A 15503-nucleotide genomic window follows, 5' to 3' on the forward strand; every position below is an offset into this window, starting at 1 on the left:
CGATTTGTCTAAGAAAAGGTGAATAGTAAATGGTAGAAACAAGAGATCCATCTCAAATCAGAGTTGTAGTCGGTATGAGTGGTGGAGTAGATTCATCAGTTGCCGCTTATTTATTAAAGCAACAAGGCTATGATGTAATCGGTATTTTTATGAAAAACTGGGATGATACAGATGAATTTGGCGTATGTACAGCGACAGAAGATTATGATGATGTAATCGCAGTATGCAACCAAATCGGCATTCCATATTATGCGGTCAATTTTGAAAAACAATATTGGGACAAAGTATTTACGTACTTCCTGGAAGAATATAAAGCAGGTCGTACACCGAATCCGGATGTTATGTGTAATAAAGAAATTAAATTTAAAGCCTTCTTGGAGCACGCACTGGCACTTGGCGCGGATTATTTAGCGACAGGCCACTATGCACGTGTAGCACATGACGAAAACGGTGTGAAAATGCTTCGAGGCATTGATAATAATAAAGATCAAACGTATTTTCTGAATCAGTTAACTTCAGATCAGCTTGAAAAGGTCATGTTCCCAATCGGACATTTACCGAAGCCTGAAGTTCGTAAAATTGCGGAAGAAGCAGGTTTAGCTACAGCGAAGAAAAAAGATTCAACAGGTATCTGTTTCATCGGTGAACGTAATTTTAAAGAATTTTTAAGCCAATACCTTCCTGCACAGCCAGGCAATATGGAAACATTTGATGGTGAAGTAAAAGGTACACACGATGGTTTAATGTACTATACATTAGGTCAACGTCACGGCCTTGGAATCGGCGGAGACGGCGAACCATGGTTTGTTGTAGGTAAAGATTTAACACGCAATGTATTATATGTTGGCCAAGGCTTCCATCACGATGCACTGTATTCCGATGCATTGACTGCCGTAAAAATGAGTTTTACAGGGGAAGCGAAAACGGGCACATTTAACTGCACGGCTAAATTCCGCTATCGTCAGGAAGACTCACCGGTAACCGTAACAATGCGTGAAGACGGTACAGCTTATATTGAATTTGCCGAGCCGGTTCGAGCAATCACACCAGGACAAGCTGTTGTTCTGTATGATGGAGAAGAGTGCCTAGGTGGCGGTACAATCGATGGCGTGTTTAAAAATAGCGAAAAGTTAACATATGTAGGGTAATTTACGGTAGACGTTCATAATAATTGAGCGTCTATACTTTTGTTTTGAGGTGGAATAATGGATACAAACTATAATGAAATTGGAATTAAAGCATTTCAGGAGAAGCGTTATGAAGAAGCTGCACAAGCTTTTACCCAAGCAATTGAATCAAATCCAAATGATGCAATAGGTTATGTGAATTTTGGTACACTCCTTGCAGCTATGGGAGATATCGAAAGATCAGAACGATTTTTCCAAAAAGCGATAACGGTTGATGAAAAAGCGGCCACGGCATATTATGGCTTAGCAAATCTATATTATGAAGCAGAGCGTTATACGGAAGCTGCAAAACTGTATCAAAAGTCGATTGATTTTGGTATAGAAGGAGCAGATGCGTATTATATGTTGGCGAAATCCTTTGAGCGTGAGCAACATTTTAAATTGGCATTGCCATATATGCAGCGTGCTGCAGAGCTTGCGCCAAAAGATCTGCAAATTCGTTTAGCTTACGGCATATTACTTTGTACAATGGAAATGTTCGATTTTGCAAAACCAGAATTGGAGTTTGTAATTGAAGAGGATTGGAATAATGCAGATGCACACTACAATTTGGGTGTATTATATGCAGTTTCCACGACAGATACAGACAAAGCAAAATATCATTTAAAACAAGCTTATACATTACAGCCAGAATTCGAACAGGCGAAATATTTATATGATATGATTTGCCAACGTTCAAATTAAATAGTGTCTATTTCTATAAAAAATATAAAGGAGTGGTGATTGAAGATTATTTTTCATTCATCACTTTTTTTGACTTAATAATGATAAAGAAATGAAATATATATTATGAAAACATTATGATATGATGGATTAAACTGACAATTGTTTGAGGTGATAACATGCAAGCTAAATTAGATAAATCAGACTGTATGTTTTTAATTTCGGATGAGAAGTTAAATCAATTTCAACAAATGATTGATGAACTTGATTTATTTACACTTGTACTTCCATTTGTTGAAGAATCTTACCAACGTTCTATTTGGATATTGGATATTTGGTATTCAATATCTAATGAAGAAATCAATCGTATATCCAATCCGGAAAATACAATGATCTATCCATATAGGAATTCAATATTAGGGATTATTAAAACTTTACCAATAAAACGTTATATACAGCTTGCTCTTTATGAGAATGAAAGGTTAGCATTTTTATGTGCTATTTATATTTATAATGAGTTAGATGATTTTATTTCTAAGAAAATGGCTATAAAAGAAGAAGTTAAGGAAAACTTTGATGCACTAAAGAAATATAGCAATAAAAGTTTAAGACCCTTTTTTGACTCGAAATATATTGAATATGAGAATTATCCCAAAAAATTAGCTATGTTGCAGAATACTGTCGTAAATGAATTGCACGAAATACATAAAAAATATGAAATACCATTGTCTTGGACTTTCGAAAAAGCAATTGATGATGCAAGCAAAGTTTATGAAGCGGTGTTCGGGCTAATAAATGATTGGGGTGGACGTGTTCCATGATTATTTCAAATCAAATAGAACATTTAAAAAATTTGTATAAAGACCTGAAATTTTTGGAAGTTATCCAATTTGGAACAATTACGTTACCTATTACGCTCCAAGAAAAACGGTATGATGATGCACTGATCTGTTATCAGTATCTAGCTTCTGCTTACTATGAAAACGGAAGCTATGAAAATTTCCACGTTGTTATGACAGAGTATGAAAAGTTATGTTTAACATATGGGAAAGATGAAAATAAAATGTATTTTTATTATTTATATAGCCTTTTACAAGTTATTGTTAGAGACTTTGATGCAGCGGTAGAAGCAACAAAAAAATCAATCAAATATGCACATTTTTTAAAGTATCATGACCTAATTGTGGTGAATTATTATAATATTGCTGCCCAATTAGTCCATAAAAAGGAATTGGAAAAAGCAAGAATAGGAATGAGCTTGGCGAAGTTTTATAAAAATAACATTTGCGAATCAAATATCACGATTGTTAGAGGGTATATAGGGGCGCTCTATTATTTTGCAACAATGGGCAACAATGAGGAATTTCAAGAAGTAAAGCAGGTTTTTTTAAAACTTATAAAAGATAGACAAACATTTTATGATGCAAAGATTTCGTTTGCAGAAGCAATCTTAACATTAAACTTAGGGCAACTAGAGGAAAGTGTTATATTTTTTGAATATGCATACCTTCGATTTAAAGAGCAACAAAATATTATGTTTTTAATAAATATAGAAGAATATATTAATAATTTTAATCTAGGTGAAAAATTTCAATATACAAAAGAGCTAAGAGAAATTATTAAAAATTCACATCGAAAACCGTTGGATATAAATAATGTTAAAAGTGTATTGTCAGATTTATTTGAAGATGATGCTTCCACCTTATCTATCAAGTATCCAAATGTCATTTCGAAAGAGCTAATCGTACAGCATGTTGAACATGCCCTTCAAAATAATGAAACACTGTATTGTTTCCATTGGTGTTTTATTACGGATGAAATTGAAGAGTTATTTGGTAAGTTATTCGTAGAACAGTTGTTGTTTACATTATTTGAAACGGTTTATCACTTCATTTTTAAACATAATGCAGAAGTTAATGTCCTATCCAAAAATGAAGGAGAGGCATTTATAAGGGGTATATCAGAATCGGAATTTTTCGAACTGTTAATGGAGTTAGAAGAGAAGCTACAATCAAAAGTAGTACATTCTAAAATGGGGATTTTGGAAGTACCGATACATTTTGGTTTTATACATTCAAATCAATTGCCAGAAAAGCAAGCTTCTTATGAACAATTAACAGCTCATGCTGATGCAAGCCTGTATTATGCAAAGTCACACGGGCAACTTTATATTTATAATTAATTCGAAATAGTTTGAAAAAAATATATTTAAGCTTTACAATATAACGTATAGTAAAAGCAATGATGAAAGAAGAGTAGTAAAGTTTCGTTTTCTAGAGAGCTAACGGTCGGTGGAAGTTAGTAAACACACTTTATGAATGGAATTTCTAGCTGCACGAAGGAAATGTCGTGCCGTAGCTCTCACGTTACGAGATTTGAGTGGACTAATTTTTTTAGTCAATAAAGGTGGCACCACGGCTCTTTCGTCCTTTAATAACGAAAGGGCCTTTTTGTATGCATTTTTAGTTGAGTTGAGGAGAGATGAGCATGGTAGTTGAGATGAGAAGTTATGTAGTAAAGCAAATAAATGGAGATACGTATACACCGATTTCTATTTATGAATCAGTGCAGGGGACAAAAAAAGTATTATTTGAATCGAATGCTAAATTTAAACATAATGGGCGCTATTCATTTATTGCATTTAATCCTGTAGGGGAGTTAAAAGGTGATGCAACAACGAGCACATTCCGTATTCATGACGAGCCTTTAGCAACCGAGCAACTCCCTGTTCTGGCAAAGTTAAAAGAATTACTGCCGATTTGTAATGAGCAATTTCCGTTTGCCTTTTTCGGTGGAGCAATTGGCTATTTCGGCTATGAAACAGCCTTCCACTTTGAAAATATAGGGGAAATTGTAGGCGACAACTATAATATGCCAGACGTTCATGTATATTTTTATGAAACATTTATTGTAATTGATCATTTATTGCAGCAAATTTCGATTGTTGCACTCGATCTTTTTGAAAAAGGCTATTCCGCTGAACAAATGCAGCAGAAAGTGGATGTAATTGAACAGATGCTTACTAAAGCAACACAGTTAATACCTAATAACCCTGTTGAAGTGAAATTTTCGCCAACGATTAAAAAGGGCAGCTTTATCGAAATGGTAGAAACTGCGAAAGAACATATACGTAAAGGTGATATATTTCAAGTTGTTTTATCACAAACTTTTGAAGCGGATTATAGTGAAAATCCATTTTCGCTTTATCGGAAATTACGTACGTCAAATCCATCTCCTTATATGTTTTATATTGATTTTGACGATTATACGATTTTAGGAACATCACCTGAAAGCCTAGTAAAAGTTCAGGATGGTATTGTGACGACGAATCCGATTGCAGGAACGAAACCTCGTGGGAAAACACCACAAGAAGATGAAGCATTGGCGACATCGCTTTTACAGGATGAAAAGGAAATTGCCGAGCATAAAATGTTAGTCGATCTTGGACGAAATGATGTCGGTCGCGTTGCACAAATCGGAACGGTGCAAGTGACGAAATATATGGAAATCGAAAAATATAAATTCGTTATGCACATCGTGTCGGAAGTGTCTGGCAAATTGCGAGATGATGCACATTTAGTCGATGTTCTTGCATCAAGCCTGCCTGCTGGAACTGTTTCAGGAGCGCCGAAAATTCGAGCGATGCAGATTATTAATGACTTGGAGCGTCGCAAACGCGGCATATATGCTGGGGCAATAGGTTATTTATCCACTTCAGGCAATATGGATTTAGCACTTGCGATTCGGACGATGATTGTAAAAGATGGGAAAGCCTATGTTCAGGCGGGTGCCGGTATAGTGTATGACTCAGTGCCGGAGAAAGAATACGAAGAAACGTTAAATAAGGCAAAGGCATTGCTGGAGGTGCGCTCATGATTTTACTCATCGATAATTATGATTCGTTTACGTATAATTTGTATCATCAAATTGCAGAGTTTGGTGAAGAAGTAAAGATTGTTCGGAATGATACTGTAACAGTTAATGATATTCGTTCAATGAAACCGAAAGCCATTGTTATTTCACCAGGTCCTGGTGAGCCAAAGGAAGCGGGTATTGTAATAGAAATGATCCAACAGCTATACACAGAGTTTCCGATTTTAGGTATTTGCTTAGGGCACCAATCAATTGGGGAAGCTTTTGGGGCAACAGTGAGCCAGGCGAAAAATATAATGCACGGCAAAACGAGTAAGCTTCGATTTGATAAAAAAGGTTTGTTTGAGCATTTTGAAAGAGAAATTGAAGTGATGCGCTATCATTCACTTATTATCGAAAAAGAGACATTGCATGAGGAATTTGAGATTGTTGCAATAAGCGCGGATGATAAGGAAATTATGGCGATTCAACATTGTAAGTTCCCTGTATACGGTTTACAGTTCCACCCTGAGTCTATTGGAACAAAGCTTGGTTCTGAGATAATTAGGGAATTTCTAAAAGAGGTGGAGGTCCGTGTATGATTCCAAAAGATAAACATGATTTAGCGGCAGTGGAACAGTTAAAAAAAGCAGATGCTGAATTTGTCATCCCTATATTGCCACAGCTGCTTGAATGGATTCAGGATATGAACTGGCCGATAGCTGAGCCAATGGTCGAACTATTGCTTCACTATCCAAATGAGATAACTCCACTTGTTGAAGAGGTTCTTCGTGGAGACGATGATATGTGGATCTACTGGTGCTTAGTAAGCATCGTACCGAAACTACCGTTTTATTCGAAGCTTGTATTGGCAGATGCAGTGGAGAAAATTGCTGATCTGGAGGAAAACCCATTTAATGAAAGTAATATTGAAGCTGCTAAAGAGGCATTACAAAGTTTCGAACCATAAAAATTTCGCCTAATCAGATATCTGGTTAGGCTATTTTTTTGAGGAAATTGAAAAGAAAATGAGTCCAACTTTAAATTATATCCGTCTATAAAAACTGTATTACTCTTAAAAATACCGTTAAATAATAGGATATTAACGATGCAAACTTCGACAATTTTAATCCTCTCTCCTTATTTTGGCTTACCAATTCCATTAACCATTCTATGTATTGTATTTTTTATACTCGTAACGTTTTTCGTAATCATGCCATTATATCTAGAAATACAACAGGAGGAAAAATTTTAATTTTAAAAAAAATGCAGCCGAATTCAAATGTTCGGCTGCAGTTACTCTTTATATGTCAACGTTATAGTAATTTTGTAATATCAGTTTCAGCCTTCATTGGATTATCCTTTGGGGCATAGCGTTTAATGACATTGCCATCCCGATCGACTAAAAACTTCGTGAAATTCCATTTTACCGATTGACCTAAAAGTCCTTTTGCCTCGGAAGATAAATGTTTAAACAATGGGTGAGCCTCTGCGCCGTTTACTTTAATCATTTCATGCATTGGAAAAGTTACGCCATAGTCCATACGGCAAAATTCAGCAGCATCTTCACTTGAAGATAATTCCTGTTTAAATTGATCTGATGGGAAACCAAGTACGACAAATCCTTCTTCTTTATACTTTTCATAAAGTTCTTCGAGTTCAGAAAATTGATTCGTAAAGCCACATTTGCTCGCTGTATTGACGATCATCATTACCTGCCCTTTATAGCGGTCTAATTCATATTGTTCCCCTTTTTCTGTTTTAACCGGGATATCATAAATATTCATTAATACTCTCCTCCTAAAAACCTACTAATATTATATTTTGTATTATTATCGTACGGAAAAAATACCTGTATGTAAAATAATCCATTCCAATAGAATGAAAAATTAAAATATAATTATTGTCGAAAAAATGTCGAATGAGGAATTTTATTATGTAAACGTGACAGTTGTCACTGTGTGAGAACTATGTTTGCGCTTACATTATGTGGAGCAAATAATTTTATACATCAAGGGGATTTACAATGACAAAAAAAATTGCATGGGTTACAGATACAGCGGCATTATTATCACCGGATTTTATAAAGAAGCATAACATACACGTGCTTGCATTGAATATTGTTTTTGAAGAGGGCGCATTGCGCGAAACAATTGATATGACACATGATGAATTTTACGATAAATTAAAAAATGCAAAAGCACATCCAAAAACATCCCAACCAGCTTTTGGTGAACATGTAGCACTATATGAAAAATTAAAACAAGAAGGCTATGATTGTGCAATTGCCATTCATACATCCGAGCAATTATCGGGAACAGTATTAAGTGCTCCAATGGCCGCTGCACAAGCGGGTTTTAGAAATTATGTTATTGATGCAAAAATTGGGTCCTACCCAATGCAATACATGCTGGAGTTAGGATTGGAACTGGAAAAAGAAGGCCTAGAACCTGAAGAAATAGTAGAGAAAATTGAAGCAATGCGTGGAAATGCAGAACTTGCCTTTATACCAGCGAGCTTAGAACAGTTGAATAAAAGTGGAAGAGTTTCAGGGACAGCTATGTTTCTTAGTAATTTATTAAATATTAAATTAGTCATTGAATATAATAAAGAAGGCGGCGTAGAGGTTGCACAAAAAGTACGTGCCGATAAGCGTGCGAAAAAAGCCGTTATTGAAAAACTACAGCACGCCATTCAAAAATCACAGGTAAAAGAAGTGGCTGTTATACATTGTAATAATCTTGCTGGAGCAATTGAGTGGAAAAAGGAACTAGAAGTTCAGTTTCCCAAAATTATTTTTACTCCGACACCATTATCTGCATGTGTAGGTGTTCATGCGGGTGAAGGGACTTTAGGTCTAACTTGGGTACGTGAATAGAAAAATGCAGGGTATCATTCAGATGCCCTGCATTTTTTTGAAGTTTAAATTAATATAATGAATTAAGCTAGCGAAAATCAATGTCATTAAAAGGGAAGATGCCATAAAGGTTACCGTACCTGTCCAGCCGTATTTTGACCAAAACAAACCTCCGATGGTTCCTCCTATACTGGAACCCATATAATAGGCAAATAAGTATAAGGAAGAGGCTTGTGCCTTATCGGTCTTTGCTAATTGAGTTACCCAACTGCTTGCTATGGAATGGGACCCGAAAAAACCAAATGTAAAAATGATAAGACCCATAATTTTTAATGTTAAATTTACTGGAAAAGTCAATAAGGTCCCGGCCAGCATAATAATTATACCGCTATATAAAACCTTTTGACGTCCATATGTATCGGACAAGCTGCCAAACCAAGCGGAGCTCCATGACCCGACTAGGTATACGATAAAAAGCCAACTGACAATTGTCATGCTTAAAAGATACGGTGGCTCGACTAATTTGAATCCAATATAGTTGTACATAGTGACAAAGCTACCCATTAATGTGAAACCAATCCCAAATAATAATACAAGTTTTTTGTTTTTAATATGCTGAAGCAATGTTTTTGATAACAGTTTAAACTGTAATGGTCGTGGCTTGAAATGTTTCGATTCCGGAAGTGCCCAGACGAAATAACAACTTATAATAATGCTGATTACACCAAGAACAATCATACCTATTTGCCAACTGTAAAGATCAGACATTGTACCAATAATGATTCGCCCGGATAGTCCTCCAACAGCATTTCCACTTATGTAAAGTCCCATTGCAGCACCAAAACTTGATGGATCCATTTCTTCCCCTAAATATGCCATTGCAATTGCGGGAACCCCTGCAAATACAAAACCTTGCAGAATTCGAAGTACAAGAATAGCTTCAAAATTAGGTGCAAAAGCTAATGCGAAAGTTAGGAAAGATGCCGCAAATATCGAGATTGTCATCAACTTTTTCCGTCCCCACGATTCGGATAAGGAGCTGAATAGTATAAGGCTAAATGCAAGGGCAGAAGTAGCTGCAGAGAGCGACAAGCTTGCTATAGCCGGGGAAACATTATAGTCTTTTGAAAACTGGGGCAGAAGTGGCTGTGTAACGTAAAGATTTGCAAAAGTAATAAAGCCCGCGGAAAACAGAGCGATATTCGTCATTGTAAATGCTTTCGTTCCCTTTTTTATGTATTCCATAATACCCCCATCAATCGTGAATAGCTGACCACAAGGACAGCTTTTCGTATTCGCTATTCCATTGATTGTCCTGTTAACACTTTAGCAATTTGTTCAATTGTCATGTCAGAGTTCAATTCAAAGGCACCTTTTTGAATGGAGCGTGCGTAATCCGGTTTGGATAAATACAACTCGAGCTCGCGTCCATTTGTAACAATACCCAAATCTTCTGCCTGCTGTCCGATTGTATAAATGGAAACATCTTCATATATATAAATCGTCGCTTCTGTAGTTTGCTTATTATTCGCTGTTTCTTCATTTAAAGAAGAGGAATCCTCTGAGCGATTCGTTTTTTCAGGTGTTTCATTATTAGATTTTTCTTCTGAATTAGAATTTTGTTTGTCCAATTGCTCGGTTAACAAGGTTATTTGATCTTCATAATCTTTTAACTGCTGTTCATATAGCGCTATATCTTTTTGTTCGGATTCAGTTTCAATAGAGGGTAGATCAATTACAGCGATGCTTGCACCCGCAACAAATAGACCGATTCCAAATGCTCGCAACGAGGATTTCATTGTTTACCTCCATTTGCCAAAATCGATTGGATTTGAGCATGTGATAAAGTGGAAAGCTTACTGATTTCATCAATTGATAAACCTTGATTGTTTAATGCCAAAACCTGGCTTACTAAAATTCCGTTAATGGGCTTATTATTTTTTTCAGATTTTAATCCCGATTGGGTACTATTGTGTTGGGCTGTTTTCATTTGATCAGCCACTTTCTGAAAAGAAGTAAAAGCATCTGTTTGGTTGGTTTCGGGTTGCTTCACCTGGAAATTCGGTTCTACCAGTAACTCCTCCTCCAATAGCTTAATCCGGCGTTTTAAAGCATTAGTTTCCTGATAAATATTAATAGATAAATCTTCTACATCTTTTTCAACCTGTACGGACTTATCTTTTAAAAATAACGATAAGATAATGACGATAATTCCTACAATCATTAATATCGAAGAAAGTTCCATATATATTCCTCCGTTTTAATTTACTAATCTTATTAAAGATGTAATGAAACTGGCACTTGTTTGTATAAAAACTTGCCATCTCATTACAGATTCACTTTATTTTAACATAGTAAAACTTAATAATAAATCATACTAGATTTTTTGAGAGAGTGTGTTATAATAGGTAAGTCGTATAAATCATGCTCAAATAAATTTATTCTTAATTTAGAGTGGGAGGGTTAATGATGCGCGTAAACATTACTTTAGCTTGCACAGACTGCGGCGAACGTAACTACATTTCAAAAAAGAACAAGCGTAACAATCCAGAGCGTCTTGAACTTAAAAAATATTGCTCTCGCGAGAAGAAGTACACTCTTCACCGTGAAACAAAGTAATAATCGCTCAGTTAGCCAAAACCACTTGTGGGTTTTGGCTTTTTACTTGAACATGGACAATGTTGAACGTTTTTATGATGGATGGATTAAAAATTGATCTATGATAATAACTGTTAACTTTTATATGAGGGAAGCAGGGAGATTTGGTGGATAAAAGGGATTATCGTAAACAAGTGCAGGAAAATTTGAAGCGTATGACTTATCAAACATATCGTGAGCGCTCATTGAATTTAGCCAGACAGTTATTACAAGAACCTTCCATTAAAAACGCTAGTACCATCGCAATCACTTTATCAAATCAACCTGAAGTAGAAACAACGTTTATAATCGAGCAATTTTGGTTATTAAATAAGAAGGTTGTCGTTCCAAAATGCAATCCTGCAGATCGTTCGATGCAGTTTTATAAAATAGATAGCTTTGCTGAAACGGAACGGGCATACAAAAATATTTTAGAACCCATTCCGGAATTGACACAATTAGTCGATAAAGAGGAAATAGACGTGATAGTTGTTCCAGGTGTAGTATTTGATCGTCAAGGCTACCGCATCGGTTTTGGTGGTGGTTATTATGATCGCTTTTTGGTTGGATATAACGGAAAACGCATTTCCCTTGCTTTTGAAGAACAGTTGTTGAATGAAGTGCCGAGAGAATCACATGATCTTCCGGTACATATACTACTTACAGACAAAGAGCGCATAATTTGTGCATAAATGTTGGAGGAACGACAAATGAAGTCAATGTTGGATATAATTGGATTGCTGAAACAATACGGAATTTACATTTATACGAAGGATCGTATTGGTGATCTATATTTGATGGAAGATGAGATTAAGGAATTATATAAGACAAACGTACTGGATATTAAAGATTTTCAAATGGCTTTATTAATTTTACGTCAAGAAGAGCAAAGGCTTAAGCGTGAAAATAATTATTAGTTATTGTATAATACTAGGTATCGTTTACTTGACTGCTATAACTAGGGGTTTTAAACGTTCTGATAATTATACCCTTAGTTTAACAGCGGAAATTAACCGCTGTTTTCATATTTTACGAAACCTTTTCGTTTGTAATACGTACTAAATAATAGTGTAATTTTCAAAATGCATTTTCAGTATTTTTTCAAAGTATTACTATTGCGTATTAGACTGAAAAGCTTTAAGATATATTTTGTTTCACTTGGAATTTGGGATTTACACAAATAAAAATAATATATTTAATAAATTTGAATATGTAAAGAGAGGATGTATAGGATATGAAAGATTTTAAATGGCCTAAACATTCGATATTAGCGATTGCCGTAATAGCAACATGGATTAAAACTGTAATTGTTTATGAAACAAGTTTTGATATGAAAATAGAGAATGCGATGCAATTATTAATTTTAATCATCAATCCTTTAAGCTTTTTGTTATTTTTCTATGGATTGGCATTATTTTTAAAATCATCAAAGGCACGAAATCGTTTTATCGTTGGCGGTAGTATATTACTGGCATTCGTTTTATATGGAAACGTAGCTTTCTACCGTTTTTATAATGATTTTGTCACATTGCCGGTATTATTTCAAACAAGCAATTTCGGAGAGTTAGGAACATCCGCGGCAGCAATTATCAATTGGACGGATATTTTATATTTCATCGATGTTGCGATTATAATAACTGTACTGAAGCTAATGCCAAAAGCTGATCAATTCCAGCCAATTCGCAAAGATGCACGTAAAGCATATTTTGTGATGACAGCTGCAGTATTATTTTTGAATTTGGGATTAGCAGAAACAGAACGTCCACAGCTATTAACTCGTGCGTTTGATCGTGAGCTGCTAGTTAAAAATATCGGAACTTATAATTACCATCTATATGATGTGTATGTGCAATCTAAATCATCTGCTCAACGTGCTTTAGCAGATGGTAGTGAGCTTGTAGAAGTGAATAACTATATACGTGCTAATCAGGCAGAGCCTAATATCCAAATGTTAGGTAAGTATGAAGGACGCAATGTCATTGCTATATCATTGGAATCATTGCAATCCTTTGTTATTAATAATGAAATGAATGGGGAAGTTATTACACCTTTCCTTAATTCATTAACACAAGATAAAGATACGTACTACTTTAGTGATTTTTATCATCAGACAGGACTAGGAAAAACATCCGATTCAGAGTTTATCTTTGAAAACTCGTTATATGGTCTAGGCCGTGGAGCAGTATTCTTTACACATGGTGAAAATACGTATAACTCCTTTGCAGAGCGTTTAGGAGAGAATGGCTATTTCACGAATGTTATGCATGCGAACAATAAATCATTCTGGAACCGTGATATGATTTATAAATCGTTTAATATAAATAAATTTTACGATATTGAATCATATGAAGTAACTGAAGAAACATCTGTAAACTGGGGATTAAAGGATGTTCCATTCTTTGAACAATCAGCAGCATTGATGAAAGAAATGCCACAGCCGTTCTATAGCCGATTAATTACATTAACAAACCATTATCCATTCTATCTGGATCCGGAAGATATGATGATTCCAGAATATGATTCTAACTCCGGTACATTGAATCGTTACTTCCAAACGGTTCGTTATTTGGATGAATCAGTAAAGGAATTCTTCGACGATCTAAAAGAACAAGGCTTATATGAAAACTCAATTATCGTTATGTATGGTGACCATTACGGAATATCAGAAAACCATAATAAGGCGATGGCGAAATATTTAGGTAAAGAAGAAATCACACCTTATGACAGCGCATTATTACAGGCTGTACCATTATATATTCATATTCCGGGCGACAATGAGGGACAAGTGATGGATAATGTATCAGGGCAACTGGATATTCGTCCAACATTATTGCACCTTCTAGGTATTGAGACATCCAAAGATATGCAGCTTGGGGCAGATTTATTTTCAGAGGAACATGAAGATTTCGTTATTTTCCGTGATGGCCGTTTTATTACGGATAAAGTAGTTTACGCTGGGGAAGTTTGTTATGACCGTGCTTCAGGTGAATCAATTGAAATCGATGAATGTCAGCCATATATTGACCGCGCTACACAGGAATTAGAATATTCCGATCAGATTATCAATGGCGATTTATTACGCTTTTATGATTCGGAAACAGGTAATTTATTAACAGATCAAGATTATAAATAACAAAAAGCTGTTCTTGAATATTAAATTCAAGAACAGCTTTTTTATCTGTATGAAAAAAACGCACCGCCAAAGTAGCGATACGCTTTTCCTTTTTTTGCAATTAGTGTGTTGGTGGATAACCTTGATTTAAAACTGTCATGATAACAAACCAACCAAATACTCCTGCTGCTAAAGCATTGAATGCTACAGCTAAAAGATTTTTTTCCTTGATTGATTGGAATATGCCAACTACGCCAAAAATTGCAACTAAACCAAAAATAACCATTAATAAGTTCATAATAAATTGACACTCCTTTAAGACATTCCAAAAAATGTCGCAACAATATTCCTCTTTTATTGTAAAGGTTTCCAATTCGTTTGTCGAGAACTAAAAATGACGTTTGTTTGAACGTTAGTTTTCACTATCTAGGAAGAAGAAAAAATGTATAATGAGAATTGAGGTGATAGAGATGTTAAATATAAGAAAGTATAGTTTAGGCCCAGTACAAACAAATTGTTATATTGTAAGTAATAAGAAGAAGGAATGTCTTATTTTTGATCCTGGTGAAGAAGCGGGACGAATTATTGGTGAGATTCGTAAAAATGGATTGAAACCATTAGCCATTTTATTGACGCATACACACTTTGATCATATCGGTGCAGTGGATGCCGTAAGAGAAACGTATAGTATTCCTCTATATGTACACGTAAGGGAAGTGGATTGGTTAGCTGATCCGCTGAAAAACGGCTCAGGGAAGTATGCGGAGTTGCCAAATTATAAAGTGGGGAAACCTGATGAAGCGCATATTATTCGTCAGGAAGGCGAGCTGGAAATTGGCGGATTTACAATGGGTGTTATACATACACCTGGGCATTCACCAGGTAGTATATCTTTTATTTTTAAAGAAGATGGCTTTGCTATTGTTGGGGATACGTTATTTGAACAAAGCGTCGGTCGAACGGATTTACTCGGAGGTTCAATGGAGATTTTACTTAAGTCGATACATGATAAATTATTATCATTACCGGAAGATACAATTATCTATCCAGGTCATGGAGAGTATACGACTCCAGCGGCGGAAATGAATTCCAATCCATTTTTAAATGGATTTTAAAAGTATGGTCTTTATATAATGCAATTAAATTTAAAATAAAAAAACGACCGCTCTTAATTAAGAGCGGGCGTTTTTTAATG

Annotated in this window: 18 protein-coding genes and 1 other annotated feature; of the genes, 13 read left to right on the forward strand and 5 right to left on the reverse strand. The window is 35.3% G+C overall.

The window, feature by feature from the left end:
* The first annotated feature begins 29 nt into the window (after positions 1-29).
* From mnmA to SNE38_RS15355, 7 genes are all read left to right on the forward strand, one after another.
* Entirely contained in the window at positions 30-1148 is a 1119-nt protein-coding gene (mnmA, locus tag SNE38_RS15325) for a tRNA 2-thiouridine(34) synthase MnmA (protein ID WP_191705010.1), read from the forward strand.
* A gap of 57 nt (positions 1149-1205) precedes the next feature.
* Positions 1206-1871, forward strand: coding sequence for a tetratricopeptide repeat protein (locus SNE38_RS15330; protein ID WP_191705011.1), 666 nt, complete (start codon positions 1206-1208; stop codon positions 1869-1871).
* Positions 1872-2029: 158 nt separating this feature from the next.
* Complete coding sequence (locus SNE38_RS15335) at positions 2030-2671, forward strand: ATPase (protein ID WP_191705012.1); 642 nt, start codon at positions 2030-2032, stop codon at positions 2669-2671.
* A complete protein-coding gene (locus SNE38_RS15340; protein WP_336046822.1) occupies positions 2668-4032 on the forward strand; it encodes a hypothetical protein in 1365 nt (454 codons plus the stop codon). The genes SNE38_RS15335 and SNE38_RS15340 overlap by 4 nt, the downstream gene beginning before the upstream one ends.
* A gap of 50 nt (positions 4033-4082) precedes the next feature.
* Positions 4083-4284: a binding site (T-box leader), on the forward strand.
* A 53-nt stretch (positions 4285-4337) separates the two neighbouring features.
* The gene (gene trpE, locus SNE38_RS15345; protein WP_336046823.1) at positions 4338-5726 is read left to right on the forward strand and encodes an anthranilate synthase component I; all 1389 of its coding nucleotides are present in this window, start codon (positions 4338-4340) and stop codon (positions 5724-5726) included.
* Positions 5723-6304 carry an anthranilate synthase component II gene (locus SNE38_RS15350; RefSeq protein ID WP_336046824.1) on the forward strand — a complete coding sequence of 194 codons (582 nt, stop codon included), beginning with the start codon at positions 5723-5725 and terminating at the stop codon, positions 6302-6304. The genes trpE and SNE38_RS15350 overlap by 4 nt, the downstream gene beginning before the upstream one ends.
* Positions 6301-6672 carry a DUF5071 domain-containing protein gene (locus tag SNE38_RS15355; RefSeq protein WP_336046825.1) on the forward strand — a complete coding sequence of 124 codons (372 nt, stop codon included), beginning with the start codon at positions 6301-6303 and terminating at the stop codon, positions 6670-6672. The genes SNE38_RS15350 and SNE38_RS15355 overlap by 4 nt, the downstream gene beginning before the upstream one ends.
* 346 nt (positions 6673-7018) lie before the next feature.
* Here the strand turns inward: SNE38_RS15355 and SNE38_RS15360 are convergent, their stop codons facing one another.
* The gene (locus tag SNE38_RS15360) at positions 7019-7489 is read right to left on the reverse strand and encodes a glutathione peroxidase (RefSeq protein ID WP_191705017.1); all 471 of its coding nucleotides are present in this window, start codon (positions 7487-7489) and stop codon (positions 7019-7021) included.
* A gap of 239 nt (positions 7490-7728) precedes the next feature.
* Here SNE38_RS15360 and SNE38_RS15365 point away from each other — a divergent pair, with 239 nt between their 5' ends.
* Positions 7729-8580 (forward strand): DegV family protein, encoded by an 852-nt coding sequence (locus tag SNE38_RS15365; protein ID WP_191705018.1) that lies wholly within the window; start codon positions 7729-7731, stop codon positions 8578-8580.
* 18 nt (positions 8581-8598) lie between these two features.
* On the opposite strand, the gene SNE38_RS15370 is transcribed toward SNE38_RS15365, so the two are convergent.
* Genes SNE38_RS15370 through SNE38_RS15380 form a run of 3 tightly spaced genes read right to left on the reverse strand, consistent with a single transcriptional unit; the run spans position 8599 to position 10804 of the window.
* Positions 8599-9804, reverse strand: coding sequence for an MFS transporter (locus SNE38_RS15370; protein WP_191705019.1), 1206 nt, complete (start codon positions 9802-9804; stop codon positions 8599-8601).
* Positions 9805-9857: 53 nt separating this feature from the next.
* Positions 9858-10358, reverse strand: coding sequence for a hypothetical protein (locus SNE38_RS15375; protein ID WP_336046826.1), 501 nt, complete (start codon positions 10356-10358; stop codon positions 9858-9860).
* On the reverse strand, positions 10355-10804 hold the full coding sequence (locus tag SNE38_RS15380) for a hypothetical protein (protein WP_191705021.1): 450 nt from the start codon (positions 10802-10804) through the stop codon (positions 10355-10357). Before SNE38_RS15380 ends, SNE38_RS15375 begins: the two co-directional genes overlap by 4 nt.
* A gap of 224 nt (positions 10805-11028) precedes the next feature.
* Between SNE38_RS15380 and rpmG the strand changes: the two genes are divergently transcribed.
* The 4 genes from rpmG (at position 11029) to SNE38_RS15400 (ending at position 14329) form a co-directional block, all read left to right on the forward strand.
* Positions 11029-11178, forward strand: a complete 150-nt coding sequence (gene rpmG, locus SNE38_RS15385) for a 50S ribosomal protein L33 (protein WP_008408521.1) — start codon at positions 11029-11031, stop codon at positions 11176-11178.
* A 146-nt stretch (positions 11179-11324) separates the two neighbouring features.
* Positions 11325-11888 carry a 5-formyltetrahydrofolate cyclo-ligase gene (locus SNE38_RS15390; protein WP_191705022.1) on the forward strand — a complete coding sequence of 188 codons (564 nt, stop codon included), beginning with the start codon at positions 11325-11327 and terminating at the stop codon, positions 11886-11888.
* Between the two features lie 18 nt (positions 11889-11906).
* Complete coding sequence (locus tag SNE38_RS15395; RefSeq protein WP_191705023.1) at positions 11907-12113, forward strand: YqgQ family protein; 207 nt, start codon at positions 11907-11909, stop codon at positions 12111-12113.
* 317 nt (positions 12114-12430) lie between these two features.
* On the forward strand, positions 12431-14329 hold the full coding sequence (locus SNE38_RS15400; protein ID WP_191705024.1) for an LTA synthase family protein: 1899 nt from the start codon (positions 12431-12433) through the stop codon (positions 14327-14329).
* Positions 14330-14429: 100 nt separating this feature from the next.
* Here SNE38_RS15400 and SNE38_RS15405 read toward each other — a convergent pair whose 3' ends face one another.
* Entirely contained in the window at positions 14430-14606 is a 177-nt protein-coding gene (locus SNE38_RS15405) for a DUF2759 domain-containing protein (protein ID WP_191705025.1), read from the reverse strand.
* A gap of 172 nt (positions 14607-14778) precedes the next feature.
* Here SNE38_RS15405 and SNE38_RS15410 point away from each other — a divergent pair, with 172 nt between their 5' ends.
* The gene (locus tag SNE38_RS15410; protein ID WP_191705026.1) at positions 14779-15423 is read left to right on the forward strand and encodes an MBL fold metallo-hydrolase; all 645 of its coding nucleotides are present in this window, start codon (positions 14779-14781) and stop codon (positions 15421-15423) included.
* The last annotated feature ends 80 nt before the right edge of the window (positions 15424-15503 follow it).

This window comes from Solibacillus ferritrahens (assembly GCF_037027585.1).
GTDB lineage: Bacteria > Bacillota > Bacilli > Bacillales_A > Planococcaceae > Solibacillus > Solibacillus ferritrahens.

Bases quoted from the DNA above. Each gene is read 5' to 3' on its own strand.
- mnmA (WP_191705010.1), top strand. From the start codon at position 30: ATGGTAGAAACAAGAGATCCATCTCAAATCAGAGTTGTAGTCGGTATG.
- SNE38_RS15330 (WP_191705011.1), top strand. From the start codon at position 1,206: ATGGATACAAACTATAATGAAATTGGAATTAAAGCATTTCAGGAGAAG.
- SNE38_RS15335 (WP_191705012.1), top strand. From the start codon at position 2,030: ATGCAAGCTAAATTAGATAAATCAGACTGTATGTTTTTAATTTCGGAT.
- SNE38_RS15340 (WP_336046822.1), top strand. From the start codon at position 2,668: ATGATTATTTCAAATCAAATAGAACATTTAAAAAATTTGTATAAAGAC.
- trpE (WP_336046823.1), top strand. From the start codon at position 4,338: ATGGTAGTTGAGATGAGAAGTTATGTAGTAAAGCAAATAAATGGAGAT.
- SNE38_RS15350 (WP_336046824.1), top strand. From the start codon at position 5,723: ATGATTTTACTCATCGATAATTATGATTCGTTTACGTATAATTTGTAT.
- SNE38_RS15355 (WP_336046825.1), top strand. From the start codon at position 6,301: ATGATTCCAAAAGATAAACATGATTTAGCGGCAGTGGAACAGTTAAAA.
- SNE38_RS15360 (WP_191705017.1), bottom strand. From the start codon at position 7,489: ATGAATATTTATGATATCCCGGTTAAAACAGAAAAAGGGGAACAATAT.
- SNE38_RS15365 (WP_191705018.1), top strand. From the start codon at position 7,729: ATGACAAAAAAAATTGCATGGGTTACAGATACAGCGGCATTATTATCA.
- SNE38_RS15370 (WP_191705019.1), bottom strand. From the start codon at position 9,804: ATGGAATACATAAAAAAGGGAACGAAAGCATTTACAATGACGAATATC.
- SNE38_RS15375 (WP_336046826.1), bottom strand. From the start codon at position 10,358: ATGAAATCCTCGTTGCGAGCATTTGGAATCGGTCTATTTGTTGCGGGT.
- SNE38_RS15380 (WP_191705021.1), bottom strand. From the start codon at position 10,804: ATGGAACTTTCTTCGATATTAATGATTGTAGGAATTATCGTCATTATC.
- rpmG (WP_008408521.1), top strand. From the start codon at position 11,029: ATGCGCGTAAACATTACTTTAGCTTGCACAGACTGCGGCGAACGTAAC.
- SNE38_RS15395 (WP_191705023.1), top strand. From the start codon at position 11,907: ATGAAGTCAATGTTGGATATAATTGGATTGCTGAAACAATACGGAATT.
- SNE38_RS15400 (WP_191705024.1), top strand. From the start codon at position 12,431: ATGAAAGATTTTAAATGGCCTAAACATTCGATATTAGCGATTGCCGTA.
- SNE38_RS15405 (WP_191705025.1), bottom strand. From the start codon at position 14,606: ATGAACTTATTAATGGTTATTTTTGGTTTAGTTGCAATTTTTGGCGTA.
- SNE38_RS15410 (WP_191705026.1), top strand. From the start codon at position 14,779: ATGTTAAATATAAGAAAGTATAGTTTAGGCCCAGTACAAACAAATTGT.